Genomic DNA, 14,107 nt, shown 5'->3' with positions numbered 1-14,107 from the left:
CGCCCCCGCCCCCGCCCGGAGGGCAACGCGGGGTCAGACCCGTTCGTCCGCCAGGTCCCGCACGGGCCACACCCCGTCGACAACCGCCTCCGCATCCCCCTTGCGGCGCAGAAAGCTCTGGAAGTCGGCCGCCCACTGCGCGTACCACTCGATCTGACAGCGATGCAGCTCCGCCGGACCGAGCGCGGCCACCTTGGGATGGCGGACGGCTATCGCGGCGGCCAGCCGAGCCGCGGCCAGGGCGTCCGCCGAGGCGTCGTGGGCCGAGTCGAGCCGGATGCCGTACTCCACGCAGACCGCTTCGAGATTCCGCTTGCCGCGGCGGTAGCGGTCCACGGAGCGGTCGATCGTGTACGGATCGATGACCGGCGCGGGGTCCGCGCCGCCGAGCCGCTCACGCAGGGACGGCAGTCCGTACCGCAGCAGTTCGGCGGAGAGCAGCGTCAGGTCGAAGGCCGCGTTGTACGCCACGACCGGGACGCCCGTCCGCCAGTGCGAGACGAGTACCGAGGCGATCGCGTCGGCCACCTCGTCGGCGGGCCTGCCCTCGGTCCTCGCCCTTTCGTTGCTGATCCCGTGCACCGCGACCGCGTCCGCCGGGATCTCGACTCCCGGGTCGGCGAGCCACTCCCGGTGCCCGGCAGGCTCTCCGCCCCGGACCTCTATCACCGCCCCGGTGACGATGCGCGCCTCGCGCGGATCGGTTCCGGTCGTCTCCAAGTCGAAGCCGATCAGCAACTCCCCGTGCCAACCCATGCCGGCCCCCTTCTTCGTGGTGCGTTCCCCCAATGACCTCCACGATCCCACGGGCCACTGACAATCCGAGGACCGCGTTCCGCTTACCGGCCGCGGAGGGGATCGGCACGGCGGTCAGGACACAGGCCGTGAATCCGCCCAGGCCACCTCGAACTCCTCGCGATACGTACCGAAAAGCCCCTCTTCACCCATCTCGTCCGGCTTGAGCACACGCCCCCCGCCGCGCAGGACGAGCACCGGCGCCTCCATGCCGCGGGTCCGGCGCAGATACGACTGCACGACCGCCACACCGTCCGAGCCGTCCCCGTCGACGAGGTACGCCGTGAAGCGGGGCGTCTCGTCGTAGACCTGGATCTCGAAGGCGTCCGGGTCGCGCAGCCGGGCCCTGACCCGGCGCATGTGCAGGATGTTCATCTCGACGGAACGACTCAACTCGCCCCGCTTGATCCCCAGTTCCCGCTCGCGCCGCTTCACCGCGCTGGACGCGGGGTTCAGGAACAGCAGCCGCGCCCGGCAGCCGGACTCGGCGAGGCGCACCAGCCGTCGGCCCGAGAAGTTCTGCACGAGGAGGTTCAGGCCGATACCGATCGCGTCGAGGCGCCGGGCCCCGCCGAAGAGGTCCTCGGCGGGGAACTGCCGCAGCAGCCGCACCCGGTCCGAGTGCACGGCCACCACGTCCGCGTACCGGTCGCCGACCAGGTTCTCGACGGCGTCGACGGACAGTCGGCGGCCGGACGGTACGTCGCTGCCCGCGCCGAGTATCTCCAGGAGCTTCGCGGACGCGCGCTCGGCCTGGGCCAGGACCGCCTCGGACAGGGCCCTGTTCCGCGAGACGACGTTGCGGGTGACTTCCAGTTCGTCCAGGGCGAGTTCGACGTCCCGGCGCTCGTCGAAGTACGGCTCGAAGCACGGCCAGTGCTGCACCATCAGCTCGCGCAGCTGCGGCAGCGTGAGGAAGCTCAGTACGTTGTCGTCGGCCGGGTCGAGCAAGTAGCCCTTGCGACGGCTGACTTCGCGTACGGCGGCGGCGCGCTGGACCCACTCCTGGCCCGCGGGTCCGGCGGCGGCGACCACCCAGTCGTCCTCGCCGTGCACGGGTTCGTAGATCGGGCGCAGAACAGCGGCCACGACGGCGCGCAGCCGCTGTTCGACGAGGTTCAGCCAGATGTAGGCACGCCCGGCCCGCTGGGCGCGCGTACGCACCTCGCGCCAGGCGTCGGCGCCCCAGTCCAGCTCCGCTCCGATCTCCATCGGGCGGGCGAGGGAGACCGCTCCGGGCGGGGCGTCTGCGGTGCTCCCCTGGTGACCGCCGTCACCAGGGGGCAGCTCCAGCCCTCCGGAACCCACCCGCACACCCGCCTTCCGCTCCCCCGAGCACTCCCCCGGCCAACGATCAAGGAAGGGTACTCCGGGAGCGGTGGACGGTGCAGCCGGATGGACAGGTCGTTTCTCAACTACCTGCTTCTACATGTCCGTTCTGGTCGGCCAGTTCCGGCGGAGTGAGCGGATTCATAGCGGTGACGTCCCGCGGGGCGATCGAGAAGCCCTGCCAGTGGATCGGCATGGGCTGCTGGTCCTCGTCCCGGGCTATGTGGTGGAAGCCCACGTTGACCCAGGCCACGGGGTGGGTGATGGTCTGCCCGTTGACCCACTTGTCGACGGACTTGCCGCCTCCGGTACCGCAGTTGCGAAGGTTGTTGCTGGCGAACTGCTCGCACTTCTTGTACTGGGTGAAGTAGATGTCGTGCTTGGTGAAGCTGCGGCCCGGGTACGGGGAGCTGGCGCCCGGGACGAACTCGTACGAACGGGCGTGCTTGTCCTTGTTCTTGCCGGTGGTGCTGACGACGCGCCACCAGCGCATGTTCTTGGCGTCGCCCGCGAGTTCCTTGGTGACCTTCGTACGGGTGGTCTTGTTGCGCGGGGCCTGGCCGCCCTGGGCGGGCGGGCTGACCACGGAGTCGTACTGCTCGACGTTGTTCTTGGAGTTGCCGTCGAGGCCGAAGTTGAGCCGCCAGAAGACGTTGTGGCTGTGGCTGGTGGCGTAGTCCTTGGCGCCCTTGCCGAGCGGCCAGCCGCGGCCGTCACCGGCGTCGTAGTCGTCGGGTGCGAGGCTGCCGGTGGCGCCGACGTTCATGTTGATCGTGCCGTCGTCCTGGAAACGCCACTCCGTCATGTACTCGTACCAGCCGACCTGGTTGACGGTGTAGACGAGCAGGTCCTTGCCCTGCTGCTGGAAGACCTTGTTCGCCGTGTCGCCCTGCATGCGGTAGGCGTGTCCGCGCGAACGGGTCGTGGTGCACAGGCCGTTGACGTCCGGGTGCTCCGGGTCCCAGGCATCGGGGACCTTGACGGACTTGATGGTGCCGCCGGGGCACTCGCCGGGGGCGAGGTTCATCAGGCCCTGCCCGAAGCCGAAGCCCGTGAGGTCGTCGTACTCGACCGAGCCGTCGTCGTAGGGGACGTGGATCTGGGCGAGCTTCGCACTCGACAGGACCCGTATCGGGGCGGCCTCGCCCTTGGGCTGGTACGAGACGTCCTCCAGGACGAGCCCGGCCTCGCTCTCGTAGTGCCAGCACATCGTCCAGGTGGTGCCGGTGGAGAGCGTCTGCTCGATCTTGTACGCCGCGCTGCAGTCGGCGGCGGCCGCCGCCGCGGGGGCGGCCTTGCTCTCGGCGACGGCCGGTCCCGCGGCCGACGTGACGCCGACGGTCAGGGCGGCCACCGAGAGGCCCACCGCCGTCCGCCTTCTGGCGCGGCTGGTTCCCCGCGGCGGAGGACCGCTGGGCACATGCGTTACGGGCATGAGGAAATGACTCCCTTGCACAAGCAGGAAAGTGGGAAAGGTGAAGTGGGGCCGATCAGCCGACGAAGGAGACCGGTGAAAGGAGACCGGTGAACGGTGAAAGGAGACCGGGGAACGGTGAACGGTGAGAACTCAGCCGATCCTGACGACCTTGCGGGCGCTCAGGTCGACCACCAGGTCACGGCTGTCGATCCAGGGCCCGTTCTTGACCTTCACGAAGAGCCGCAGGCAGCGGTGCTCACCGCAGTCGGCGAGAGCGGCCGACCCGCCCGGGCTCGCGCGGAAGACCATGCTGTTGAGCATCAGCTGGTCGGGCGTGGTCAGCGCCTTGCCCGTCGCGTCCTTGTAGTCGGCCTTCAGGCCCGCACCCAGCGGGTCGGCGATCAGCAGCCGTGCGCCCTCGACGGTCTCGTCGCGGCTGAGCGGCGGCTGGACACCGTGCTGCGTGTCGGTCGCCTCCACCTTGCCGGTGTCGAGGTTCACGGTCCTCGTGACGAGCGAGTCCTCCTTGTAGTCGTAGAACGACACCTCGGCGCGGCGCGGCGCGCCCGGGTCGTCCAGTTCGCTCACCTCGGGTTCGGCGAGGTCGACGGTGATCCGCTGCGGCCCCTTGTCGCCCTCGACGTCCTCGGCGGCGCGCAGGAGCTGACGGTCGAGCGCCAGGTCCTCGACACGCTCGGTCTCGTCGTCGGTGAGCGGGTCGCGCCCCTTGCCCTTGTCGCCCTGGGACGGGGCCTGTTCGACGACACCCGGCTGTACGGCGCCCTGTCCCTGAGCCTGGGACTGGCCCGCCGCCTGCTGGGCCTGCTCCCCTGCCCCCCGGCCGCCGGAGTCGTCCGCGCCCGCCGAGCCCGGCAGGGTGACTCCGACCATCACGGCGGTCCCCGCGACCGCTATGGCCGCGCCCGCCACCACCTTGCCCAGATGGCGGTGCACTATTGTGCGCACATTTCCCCCTACTTCCCCTGTATCTCTAGGAGTCGATCGAGTTCCACTGGATCGGCATACCGCGTATGCACTGGTCGACAGGTAAGAGGGAGGTAAGTCATAGGTGGTTCCATCAGTTTCGGGCACACTCGGGCGGGAGTCGACCTCTGCCGCGTCGCACAACTGGAAGAGTTGCATCCATGCAGGTCTGGCCTGGACAGGCGTACCCACTCGGTGCCACGTACGACGGCGCCGGCACGAATTTCGCGGTCTTCTCGGAGGCCGCGCACCGCATCGAGCTGTGTCTGCTCCACGACGACGGCTCGGAGACGGCCGTGGAGCTGCGCGAGACCGACGCGTTCGTACGGCACGCGTACCTGCCCGGCGTCATGCCGGGCCAGCGGTACGGCTTCCGCGCGCACGGCCCGTACGCGCCGGAGCGGGGGCAGCGCTGCAACTCCGCGAAGCTGCTGCTCGACCCGTACGCCCGCGCCATAAGCGGCAGTGTCGAGTGGGGCGAGGAGGTGTACGGCTACCACTTCAAGTCACCCGGTAGGCGCAACGACCTGGACTCGGCCCCGCACACGATGAGCTCCGTGGTGGTCAACCCGTACTTCGACTGGGGCGACGATCGGCTCCCGCGCACCGAGTACCACCACACCGTGCTCTACGAGGCCCATGTGAAGGGCCTGACGATGCTGCACCCCGGGTTGCCCGAGGAACTGCGCGGTACGTACGCGGCACTCGCCCATCCGGCCGTCATCGAACACCTGACCGAACTGGGCGTCACGGCGCTCGAACTGATGCCCGTTCACCAGTTCGTGAACGACCACCGTCTGGTCGACATGGGGCTGAACAACTACTGGGGCTACAACACGATCGGCTTCTTCGCCCCCCACAACGCGTACGCGTCCTGGGGCGACCGCGGCCAGCAGGTCCTGGAGTTCAAGTCGGCCGTCCGGGCGCTGCACGAGGCCGGCATCGAGGTCATCCTCGACGTGGTCTACAACCACACCGCCGAGGGCAACCACCTGGGGCCGACGCTGTCCTTCAAGGGGCTCGACAACGCCTCGTACTACCGGCTCACCGACGACCCCCGCTACTACATGGACACCACGGGGACGGGCAACTCGCTGCTCATGCGCTCCCCGCACGTGCTCCAGCTGATCATGGACTCGCTGCGGTACTGGGTCACCGACATGCACGTCGACGGGTTCCGCTTCGATCTGGCGGCGACCCTGGCCCGGCAGTTCCACGAGGTGGACCGGCTGTCGTCGTTCTTCGACCTGGTGCAGCAGGACCCCGTCGTCTCCCAGGTGAAGCTGATCGCCGAGCCCTGGGACGTCGGCGAGGGCGGCTACCAGGTGGGGAACTTCCCGCCGCTGTGGACCGAGTGGAACGGAAAGTACCGCGACACCGTACGGGACATGTGGCGGGGCGAGCCGCGGACGCTCGCGGAGTTCGCGTCCCGCCTGACCGGGTCCTCGGACCTCTACCAGGACGACGGGCGGCGCCCGCTGGCCTCCATCAACTTCGTCACCTGCCACGACGGATTCACCATGCACGACCTGGTGTCGTACAACGAGAAGCACAACGAGGCGAACGGCGAGGACAACCGCGACGGCGAGAGCCACAACCGGTCGTGGAACTGCGGGGCCGAGGGCGACACCGACGACCGGCGGGTGCTGGACCTGCGGGCCCGTCAGATGCGCAACTTCATCGCGACGCTGATGCTGTCCCAGGGCGTTCCGATGCTCAGTCACGGCGACGAGTTCGCGCGTACGCAGGGCGGCAACAACAACGCGTACTGCCAGGACGCGGAGCTGTCCTGGGTGCCGTGGCCCGAGGACGGCAGCGAGCTGCTGGAGTTCACGCGCGCGATGGTGTGGCTGCGGCGGGAGCATCCGGTGTTCCGGCGGCGTCGGTTCTTCCACGGGCGGCCCGTGGAGGGCACCCATGACGAGCTGTCGGACATCGCCTGGTTCACGCCGGGCGGCAAGGAGATGACCCAGCGCGACTGGGACTCCACGCAGGCGCGGGCGCTGTCGGTGTTCCTCAACGGCAACGCCATCTCGGAGCCGGGTCCCCGCGGGGAGCGGATCAGCGACGACTCGTTCCTGCTGATGTTCAACGCCTCGCCGAAGACGCTGGAGTTCGTGGTGCCGGTCAATCACGGGCGCCAGTGGGAGGTGGTGGTGGACACCGCGAGGCCGGGCGGGCTGGAGCCCGGCACGGGCGGGAAGGTCAAGGCGGGGGATCGTCTGGAGCTGGTGGATCGGAGCATGGTGGTGTTACAGCGCCCGACGTGAACGCTCCGCTGGGCTGCGGTTGGCTGGCTTGCTGTACTCGGTCGGCTGCGGCTGCGTCGTGGCTGGTCGCGCAGTTCCCCGCGCCCCTGGGTTTTAGGGGCGCGGGGAACTGCGCAATCTTTTGGCTCGGCCGCAGCGGGCCGGCACCCGCAACACCGGGAAACGCGTCCCGAGCGGAGCGCTGGCGTGTCGAGGGGGCACGAAACCGCGCATCGCGGGTACGTAGGTTTTCATGACACCTGAGCGTCCCGAACCGGTCGCCCCCGCCGTGCCGACCGCCACGTACCGGCTCCAGCTGCAACCGGAGTTTCCGTTCGGGGCGGCCGAGGCGGCTGTGCCGTATCTGGCCTCGCTCGGGGTCTCGCATCTGCATCTGTCGCCCGTCCTGGAGGCCGTACCCGGGTCGGGGCACGGCTACGACGTCGTGGACCCCGCGCGCGTGCGGGACGAACTGGGCGGCGAGGCGGGACTGCGGTCCCTGTCGCGCACCGCCCGCGAGCACGGCCTCGGGCTGGTGGTGGACATCGTGCCGAACCACATGGCGATGTCCCCCCGGCACAACCGCCCCCTGTGGGAGGTACTGCGCGAGGGCCCCGACTCGCCGTACGCGCGCTGGTTCGACATCGACTGGGAGGCCCAGGGCGGGCGGGTGCTGCTGCCGGTACTCGGGCAGCCGCTGGGCGCGGAGACGGGCGCCCTGGCGGTCGACGGGGACGTCCTGCGGTACTACGACCACGTATTCCCGCTGCGGGCCGGCACCGAGAAGCTGCCGCTGCCCGCGCTGCTCGACGCGCAGTGGTACCGGCTCGCGTGGTGGCGGCTGGCCCGCACCGACCTCAACTACCGGCGGTTCTTCAGCATCTCGGAGCTCATCGGGGTGCGCGTCGAGGACCCCGAGGTGTTCGCGGCCACGCACGCCAAGATCCTGGAGCTGCTGGCCGAGGGGGTGGTCGACGGGCTGCGGATCGACCACCCGGACGGCCTCGCCGACCCGGACGCGTACCTGCGCCTCCTGCACGAGGCGAGCGGCGGGCGCTGGACGGTGGTGGAGAAGATCCTCGCGGACGGCGAGCCGCTGCCCGCCGCCTGGCCGGTCGCGGGCACCACCGGCTACGACGCGCTGCGGCACGTGGACGGCGTTTTCACCGACCCTGCCGGTTTCGGGGAGCTCCTCGGTCAGTACCGGCGGTTCGCGGCCCCCCGGGACGACCGCGGGGGCGTCTGGGAGGCGACCGTGCGGCGGGCCACGTACAAGGTGGTCCATCACGAACTGGCCGCCGAGGTCGACCGGCTCACCCGCGAGGCGGACCGGCTGTGCCGCACGTCGGCGGACCCGGCGCTGCGCGACCGCGCCCCGTGGGCCCTGCGCACCGCGCTGCGGGAACTCCTCGTCCGCCTGGAGGTCTACCGCCCGTACGCCTCCGGGGACGCCGCGTCGGTCCTCACCGAGCAGGCCGCGGACGAGGCCAGAGGGGCCTTCAAGGTGCCCGAGGAGGCCCACACCGTCGACCTCGTACGGGACCTGGTGCTGGGCCGCGTCGGCGAAGGACCCCCGTACACGGCGTTCCGGGCCCGGTTCGCGCAGACCGCGTCGGCGCTGCGGGCCAAGTCCGTGGAGGACACGGCGTTCTACCGGTACGTACCGCTGCTGTCGGCGACCGAGGTGGGCGGCGAGCCGGGGTCGCCCGCGGTCGCGCCCGAGGTCTTCCACGCGTACTGCGCGCGCGTGCAGCGCGACTGGCCCGCGACCGGCACCGTCCTGTCCACGCACGACACGAAGCGCAGCGCCGACGTACGGGCCGCGATCTCCGTGCTCACCCAGGCCCCCGCGCGCTGGGCCGACCTGCTCGCGGAGGTGACCGGGGCGACGGTCGCCGAGGGCGCGGGCGTGCCGGACCCGCAGGTGGCCTGGGCGGCGTGGCAGACCGCCGTCGGACTCGGCCCCGCCGCCGGGGAACGCCTCCAGGACGCGCTCCTGAAGCACATCCGCGAGGCTGGCCTCGCCACGGCGTGGACCGAGCAGGACCCCGTGTACGAGGACGCCGTGGCGGCGTTCCTGAAGGCGGGCCCGTGCGGGGCGCCCGGGCAGCGCGTCGCCGAGTTCAGGAAGTCGCTGGACCCGTATGTGCGGGCGAACGTCCTCGGGGCCGCCCTGGTCCATCTGACGATGCCGGGCGTGCCCGACCTGTACCAGGGCACGGAGTGCGAGTACCGGGCCCTGGTGGACCCCGACAACCGGCGGCCCGTGTCCTTCCCGCCGCGGGACCCGGGCATGCTGTCCGCCGAGAAGGCCGCGCTCACGAGGGCCGCCCTGCGGCTGCGCCGGCGGCGCCCGGAGGTCTTCGGCGAGTCCGCGGCGTACGAGCCACTGCCCGCCCGGGGCCAGGGGGCCGCGCACTGTCTGGCGTTCACGCGCTCCGGCGAGGTGATCACGGCCGTCACCCGGCTGTCGCTGCGCCTGGAGGAGGAGGGCGGCTGGCACGACACCGAGTTGCCGCTGCCCGCCGGGCGATGGGCCGATCTGCTCGCCCCGGGACAGGAGTTCACGGGGCACGCACGCGTGGAGACGCTTTTCGGGCGGTTGCCCGTGGCGCTGCTGGAGCGGGTGGGAAACGATGCGACCCCGAGCGACTGACCGGCAGAGCCGAGGGGCGCCGCCATCGGCCGCGCCCCTCGACGAGATCAAGATCAGGAGTCAGGTCGCGGTCGAGGTCGAGGTCGAGGTCGACGGTGGGGCCGGGGCCGGGGACGGGGACGGGCGCAAGGTCGGGGCCGAGGGTGGACCGCCGCCCCCGTCGCCGGTCGGTGCCGCCGGGCGCCTTCCGGAGGAGCCCCACCACGTACGTGAGAGGTCATCCCGCCTATGGAGTACCGCGGATCTCGACGCGGGGCGAACTGCATCGGAAATGAGTCACGTGCCGGAGCCGCACTACCCCAGTGTCAGCGAACTCGTCCGTTCCGCCCGGGCCCTGGCGGCCCACCGGCCGGACCTGTGCGCCCTCAGACAGGTCGGCGTCTCACGCGCGGGACGGCCCCTGCACCTGCTGTCCGTGGGCCACGCCCGGCGCTCGGTGCTGGTCGTCGCGGGCGCCCACGCCAACGAACCCACCGGCGGCTCCACCCTGCTGGCCCTGGCCGAACGGGTCCTGCGCGAGCGGCTGTTGCGGGACGACACCTCCTGGCACTTCCTGCTCTGCGCGGACCCGGACGGCGCCAGCCTCCATGTGACGCCGGCACCGCGCACGCTGTTCGACTACCACCTCGGCTTCTTCCGCCCCGCAGGTCCCGAGCAGCCCGAGTGGTCGCCCTCCGTGCTGCCGCCCGACCGGCTGCCGTCCGAGACACTCGCCCTCTTCCGGGTCATCGACGAGCTGCGCCCCTACCTCCAGGTGACGCTCCACGGGACCGACCTGGGCGGCAGCTGGGTGCAGCTGACGAAGGACATCCCGGGCCTCGCCGAGCCGTTCACCAAGTCCGCGGCCGAACTGAACATCCCGGTCGAGACGGGCGCCTCGGACGCCGCCGGCTGGCCGGCCTCGGGACCCGGGGTGCATGTGATGCCCGCGCCCGGCTCGGACCTGGTGTACCCGAGCATGCCGGACGACGCCCGGCTGAGCACCTGGTACCGGGCCCACCTGTACGGCGGCCTGACCGCGGTCGTCGAGGTGCCGATGTGGGCGAGCGACCTGGTGGACGATCCCGCGCCGCATCCGGCGCCGGCGGCGGCGATGCGCGGCCTGGCCCGTCGGCTCCTCCAGGACGCGCACCAGGTCGAGACCTTCCTCGTCGCGGCGCAGCCACGGCTGCCCGGACCCGACGGGCCGCTGCTGCGCGCCACCAGGTGGGCGCTCGAACTGGTGCCCGGGCTGGCCGGCGACTGGGGCCGGCCGCCGCCCCCGGGCACCACGATGGCGCACGTGGGCAGCGTCGACGCGTTCGGCCGCCGGCTCCCGCTGCGGGCCGCGGCGATGCTCCTGCGGGTCCTGCGGGAGACCGACGACCGGACCGCGCCCGGCCTTGAGCACCTCGTCGCGGAGTGGAGCGAGGCCTTCGCCGCACACTTCGGGGCGCGCTGGGTGCCCCTGCGCCACCAGGTCGAGCACCAGAGCCGCACGGTGGTGGCCGCGGCGCGGCACGCCCGGGACCGGTCGAGGTAGGCCGTCCGGTCGGTGCGCCCGGCCCCGTCGACCTCCGTCGACCCCCGTCGACGCGGTCAGTGCGGTTCCTCGGGCAGTGCGAACACCGCCCCCGTCCGCGCGGTCAGCGCACAGGCGTTGGCGAACGTCTCCTCGTACGTGATCGTGCGTCCGCCCCACTCGCCGCGCGCGGCGGCGGTCAGCGGCGCGTAGACCATCGGGCAGAAGGTCTCCTTGAGCGGGATCCGGCCGACGTCGCCGTGCGCGGCACGGAGTTCCTCGCACGCGCGTGCGGCGTGCGCGTGCCCCTGGGGCGGGTCGCAGAGCAGGAGGGCGCCGCGGGTGTCGCCGGAGCGGACGTCACCGGTACGGGCGTCGCCGCGGGTGACCGTCACATAGAGCCAGTCGCCCGGGGGCGACTGCGGGAGCGCCGCCGCCCGGGCAGGCACCGGTCCCGCCACGAGGAGTGCGCAGGCGGCCAGCAGACAGGCCCGTACCGCCGTGGTCGCTTTCTGGTTGTTCGTCATTGCCTGTGCATCGGCACACGGGGCCCTCGGGCCCACCCCGACTCACTCGAACGGCACTTCGGCCCCCGGCTGAGGCGTGCTCCTGGCGTGTGCTCAGGACCTGTCCGCCGCGAGGCGGAACGTCATCCGGCCGAAGCTGACCTGGTCACCGACCTGGACGACGGCGGCGCTGATCACCCGCCGTCCGTTCACGGAGGTGCCGTTGGTCGAGCCGAGGTCGCGCAGCACCCACAGGTCGCCCTGGCGGCTGAGTTCGGCGTGCACCCGGGACACCGTCTCGTGGCTGAGCCGCAGCCCGCTGGCCGGGTCGCGGCCTATGCGCAGCGGGTACCGGTTCTCGGGCCGGGGCAGCAGCAGCTTGGGGAGCCGCTCGGACTGCCAGGCCCTGCGCAGCCGCACGGTGAACCCGGAGACCGCCTCGACCGTGCCGAACAGCAGCCGGGACCAGCGGCCCTCGGTGCGCAGATCGGCGGTGAGCGCGGCGAGTTCGTCCGAGGTACGGGCAGCGAACGCGAGTTCCATCCGCACGACGAACGTGTCGTGCGAGAGCCTCCCCAGGGCGGCACCCTCCCGCAACGCCTTCAGCGTCCTCTCCCGCTCGGCGTCCGAGGGCCGCGCGGGAGCGGGATAGGTGTGGAACTCGGAGGACGACGTCACGCAGCCGATTGTCTGGCAGCACGGCCGGAGTGTCCAGGAAACACAGCACTTCAGAGGCGTTCGTCCGGTGGGCCCGGCCGGATTCGGGCGTTTGTGGCCGTCCGATCAGGAGGATCTGAAGGTGAATTGATCTCGTTTGACGCACCATGGGACCGGCGAGGTCACGGTGGACAGACGAGGGAGAACCGTCCGTGCAGTTCGAGGTGTGGGCACCACAGGCCGACCGCATGACGCTCCACTGCGCGGACACCACGCGCGCGTTGGAGCCCGATCCCGGGCGCCCGGGGTGGTGGACGGGAGAGGCCGAGGCGCGGGACGGCACGCGGTACGGGTTCGCGGTGGACGAGGGTCCCGTCCTGCCGGACCCGCGCTCGTACCGGCAGCCGGACGGTCCTGACGGCCTGAGCGCGGTCGTCGACCACGAGCGGTACGCGTGGCGCGCCGACTGGGCGGGACGCGGGCTGCCGGGCGCCGTGCTGTACGAGCTGCACGTGGGCACGTACACCCGCGAGGGCACCCTTGACGCGGCCGCCGAGCGGCTCGGGCATCTGGCGGAACTGGGCGTGACCCACGTCGAGTTGATGCCGCTGTGCCCGTTCCCGGGGCGGCACGGATGGGGGTACGAGGGGGTGTCGCTGTGGGCCGTGCACGAGCCGTACGGCGGCCCCGAGGCCCTGAAGCGCTTCGTCGACCGGGCGCACGAGCTGGGGCTCGGCGTCGTCCTGGACGTCGTGCACAACCACCTGGGCCCTTCCGGCAACCACCTGCCCGCCTTCGGGCCGTACTTCACCGAGTCCCACCACACCCCCTGGGGCTCGGCCGTGAACCTGGACGCGCCCGGTTCGGACGACGTGCGCGCGTTCCTGCTCGGCAGCGCGCTCTCCTGGCTGCGCGACTACCGGCTCGACGGGCTGCGCCTGGACGCGGTGCACGCGCTGTACGACACGCGCGCGTGCCACTTCCTGGAGGAGCTGTCGGCCGCCGTGGACGCGCTCTCCGGCGAGCTGGGCCGGCCGCTGTTCCTGATCGCCGAGTCGGACCTGGGCGACCCGCGGCTGATCACGCCCCGCAAGGAGAACGGGCTCGGTCTTCACGCGCAGTGGAACGACGACTTCCATCACGCGCTGCACACCGCGCTGACCGGTGAGACGCAGGGCTACTACGCGGACTTCGGCCGCGCCCCGCTCGCGGCGGTGGCGAAGACGCTGACGGCGGGCTACTTCCACAACGGCACGTACTCCAGTTTCCGGGGCCGGCGGCACGGGCGCCCGCTGGATCTCACGCGGGTCGCCGGGCACCGGCTGCTCGGCTACTCGCAGACCCACGACCAGATCGGCAACCGTGCCCTGGGCGACCGGCTCGCGGCGTCCCTCTCCCCCGGCCTGCTGGCCTGCGCGGCCGCGCTGACGCTGACGGCGCCGTTCACGCCGATGCTGTTCATGGGCGAGGAGTGGGCGGCGGGCACGCCCTGGCAGTTCTTCACGGACCACACCGATCCCGAGCTCGCCGAGGCCGTACGCCGGGGCAGGCGGCGGGAGTTCACCCCGCACGGGTGGGCCGAGGAGGACATCCCGGACCCGCAGGACCCCGCCACCCGCGACCGGTCCTGTCTCGACTGGTCCGAGCCGCAGGGAGGGGTCCACGCGCGCGTGCTCGCCTGGTACCGCGACCTCATCGCGCTGCGGCACGGCCGGCCCGACCTCACCGACCCCGATCTCGCGGACGTCAAGGTCGCGTACGACGAGAGCGCCCGCTGGCTCGCCTTCCGCCGTGGCGATGTCCGGGTGGCGGTGAACCTCGGCACGGGGCGCGCGGCGATTCCGCTGGGTACGCGGCAGGCGCGTGTGCTGGCCGCGTGGGAGCCGGTGGAACCTCCCGGCTCGGATGGGTTGCTGAGTGTGCCGGGCGAGTCTTGTGTGGTGCTCCTGCAGGGGTGACGGGGCGGTGGGCTGGGGTGCGGAGTTGTCCGCGGGCCCGGTGGGGGCTGAGCGC

The 14,107-nt window shown here is 71.7% G+C and carries 10 protein-coding genes; 4 read left to right on the top strand and 6 right to left on the bottom strand.

Annotated features, from left to right (window positions below):
* Window positions 1-33 precede the first annotated feature (33 nt).
* From AOK01_RS01430 to AOK01_RS01415, 4 genes are all read right to left on the bottom strand, one after another.
* Window positions 34-756: a 3'-5' exonuclease gene (locus AOK01_RS01430; protein WP_055507503.1), complete on the bottom strand. Its 723-nt coding sequence runs from the start codon at window positions 754-756 to the stop codon at window positions 34-36.
* A gap of 114 nt (window positions 757-870) precedes the next feature.
* Window positions 871-2,103, bottom strand: coding sequence for an SAV2148 family HEPN domain-containing protein (locus AOK01_RS01425; RefSeq protein ID WP_055507501.1), 1,233 nt, complete (start codon window positions 2,101-2,103; stop codon window positions 871-873).
* Between the two features lie 103 nt (window positions 2,104-2,206).
* Window positions 2,207-3,559 carry a copper amine oxidase gene (locus AOK01_RS01420; RefSeq protein WP_055507499.1) on the bottom strand — a complete coding sequence of 451 codons (1,353 nt, stop codon included), beginning with the start codon at window positions 3,557-3,559 and terminating at the stop codon, window positions 2,207-2,209.
* 132 nt (window positions 3,560-3,691) lie between these two features.
* Window positions 3,692-4,507: a hypothetical protein gene (locus tag AOK01_RS01415; protein WP_055507497.1), complete on the bottom strand. Its 816-nt coding sequence runs from the start codon at window positions 4,505-4,507 to the stop codon at window positions 3,692-3,694.
* A 179-nt stretch (window positions 4,508-4,686) separates the two neighbouring features.
* On the opposite strand from AOK01_RS01415, the gene glgX reads away from it, so the two are divergent.
* The 3 genes from glgX to AOK01_RS01400 all read left to right on the top strand — a co-directional run bounded on the left by glgX (window position 4,687) and on the right by AOK01_RS01400 (window position 10,952).
* Window positions 4,687-6,795 (top strand): glycogen debranching protein GlgX, encoded by a 2,109-nt coding sequence (gene glgX / locus AOK01_RS01410; RefSeq protein WP_055507495.1) that lies wholly within the window; start codon window positions 4,687-4,689, stop codon window positions 6,793-6,795.
* 232 nt (window positions 6,796-7,027) lie between these two features.
* Entirely contained in the window at window positions 7,028-9,430 is a 2,403-nt protein-coding gene (gene treY, locus AOK01_RS01405; protein WP_055507493.1) for a malto-oligosyltrehalose synthase, read from the top strand.
* A gap of 271 nt (window positions 9,431-9,701) precedes the next feature.
* A complete protein-coding gene (locus AOK01_RS01400) occupies window positions 9,702-10,952 on the top strand; it encodes a M14 family zinc carboxypeptidase (protein ID WP_055507491.1) in 1,251 nt (416 codons plus the stop codon).
* Window positions 10,953-11,008: 56 nt separating this feature from the next.
* On the opposite strand, the gene AOK01_RS01395 is transcribed toward AOK01_RS01400, so the two are convergent.
* Window positions 11,009-11,458 carry an SSI family serine proteinase inhibitor gene (locus tag AOK01_RS01395; protein WP_055507489.1) on the bottom strand — a complete coding sequence of 150 codons (450 nt, stop codon included), beginning with the start codon at window positions 11,456-11,458 and terminating at the stop codon, window positions 11,009-11,011.
* A 93-nt stretch (window positions 11,459-11,551) separates the two neighbouring features.
* The gene (locus AOK01_RS01390) at window positions 11,552-12,115 is read right to left on the bottom strand and encodes a DUF1707 and FHA domain-containing protein (protein ID WP_055507487.1); all 564 of its coding nucleotides are present in this window, start codon (window positions 12,113-12,115) and stop codon (window positions 11,552-11,554) included.
* 191 nt (window positions 12,116-12,306) lie between these two features.
* On the opposite strand from AOK01_RS01390, the gene treZ reads away from it, so the two are divergent.
* Window positions 12,307-14,052 carry a malto-oligosyltrehalose trehalohydrolase gene (gene treZ / locus AOK01_RS01385; RefSeq protein WP_055507485.1) on the top strand — a complete coding sequence of 582 codons (1,746 nt, stop codon included), beginning with the start codon at window positions 12,307-12,309 and terminating at the stop codon, window positions 14,050-14,052.
* Window positions 14,053-14,107 lie beyond the last annotated feature (55 nt).

It is taken from the genome of Streptomyces aurantiacus, from assembly GCF_001418335.1.
GTDB classification, from domain to species: domain Bacteria; phylum Actinomycetota; class Actinomycetes; order Streptomycetales; family Streptomycetaceae; genus Streptomyces; species Streptomyces aurantiacus.
Note: the sequence above shows the minus strand (reverse complement) of the source record. Positions and strands in the feature narration are given on the sequence as shown.

Bases quoted from the DNA above. Each gene is read 5' to 3' on its own strand.
- glgX (WP_055507495.1), top strand. From the start codon at position 4,687: ATGCAGGTCTGGCCTGGACAGGCGTACCCACTCGGTGCCACGTACGAC.
- AOK01_RS01420 (WP_055507499.1), bottom strand. From the start codon at position 3,559: ATGCCCGTAACGCATGTGCCCAGCGGTCCTCCGCCGCGGGGAACCAGC.
- AOK01_RS01395 (WP_055507489.1), bottom strand. From the start codon at position 11,458: ATGACGAACAACCAGAAAGCGACCACGGCGGTACGGGCCTGTCTGCTG.
- treY (WP_055507493.1), top strand. From the start codon at position 7,028: ATGACACCTGAGCGTCCCGAACCGGTCGCCCCCGCCGTGCCGACCGCC.
- AOK01_RS01430 (WP_055507503.1), bottom strand. From the start codon at position 756: ATGGGTTGGCACGGGGAGTTGCTGATCGGCTTCGACTTGGAGACGACC.
- AOK01_RS01400 (WP_055507491.1), top strand. From the start codon at position 9,702: ATGAGTCACGTGCCGGAGCCGCACTACCCCAGTGTCAGCGAACTCGTC.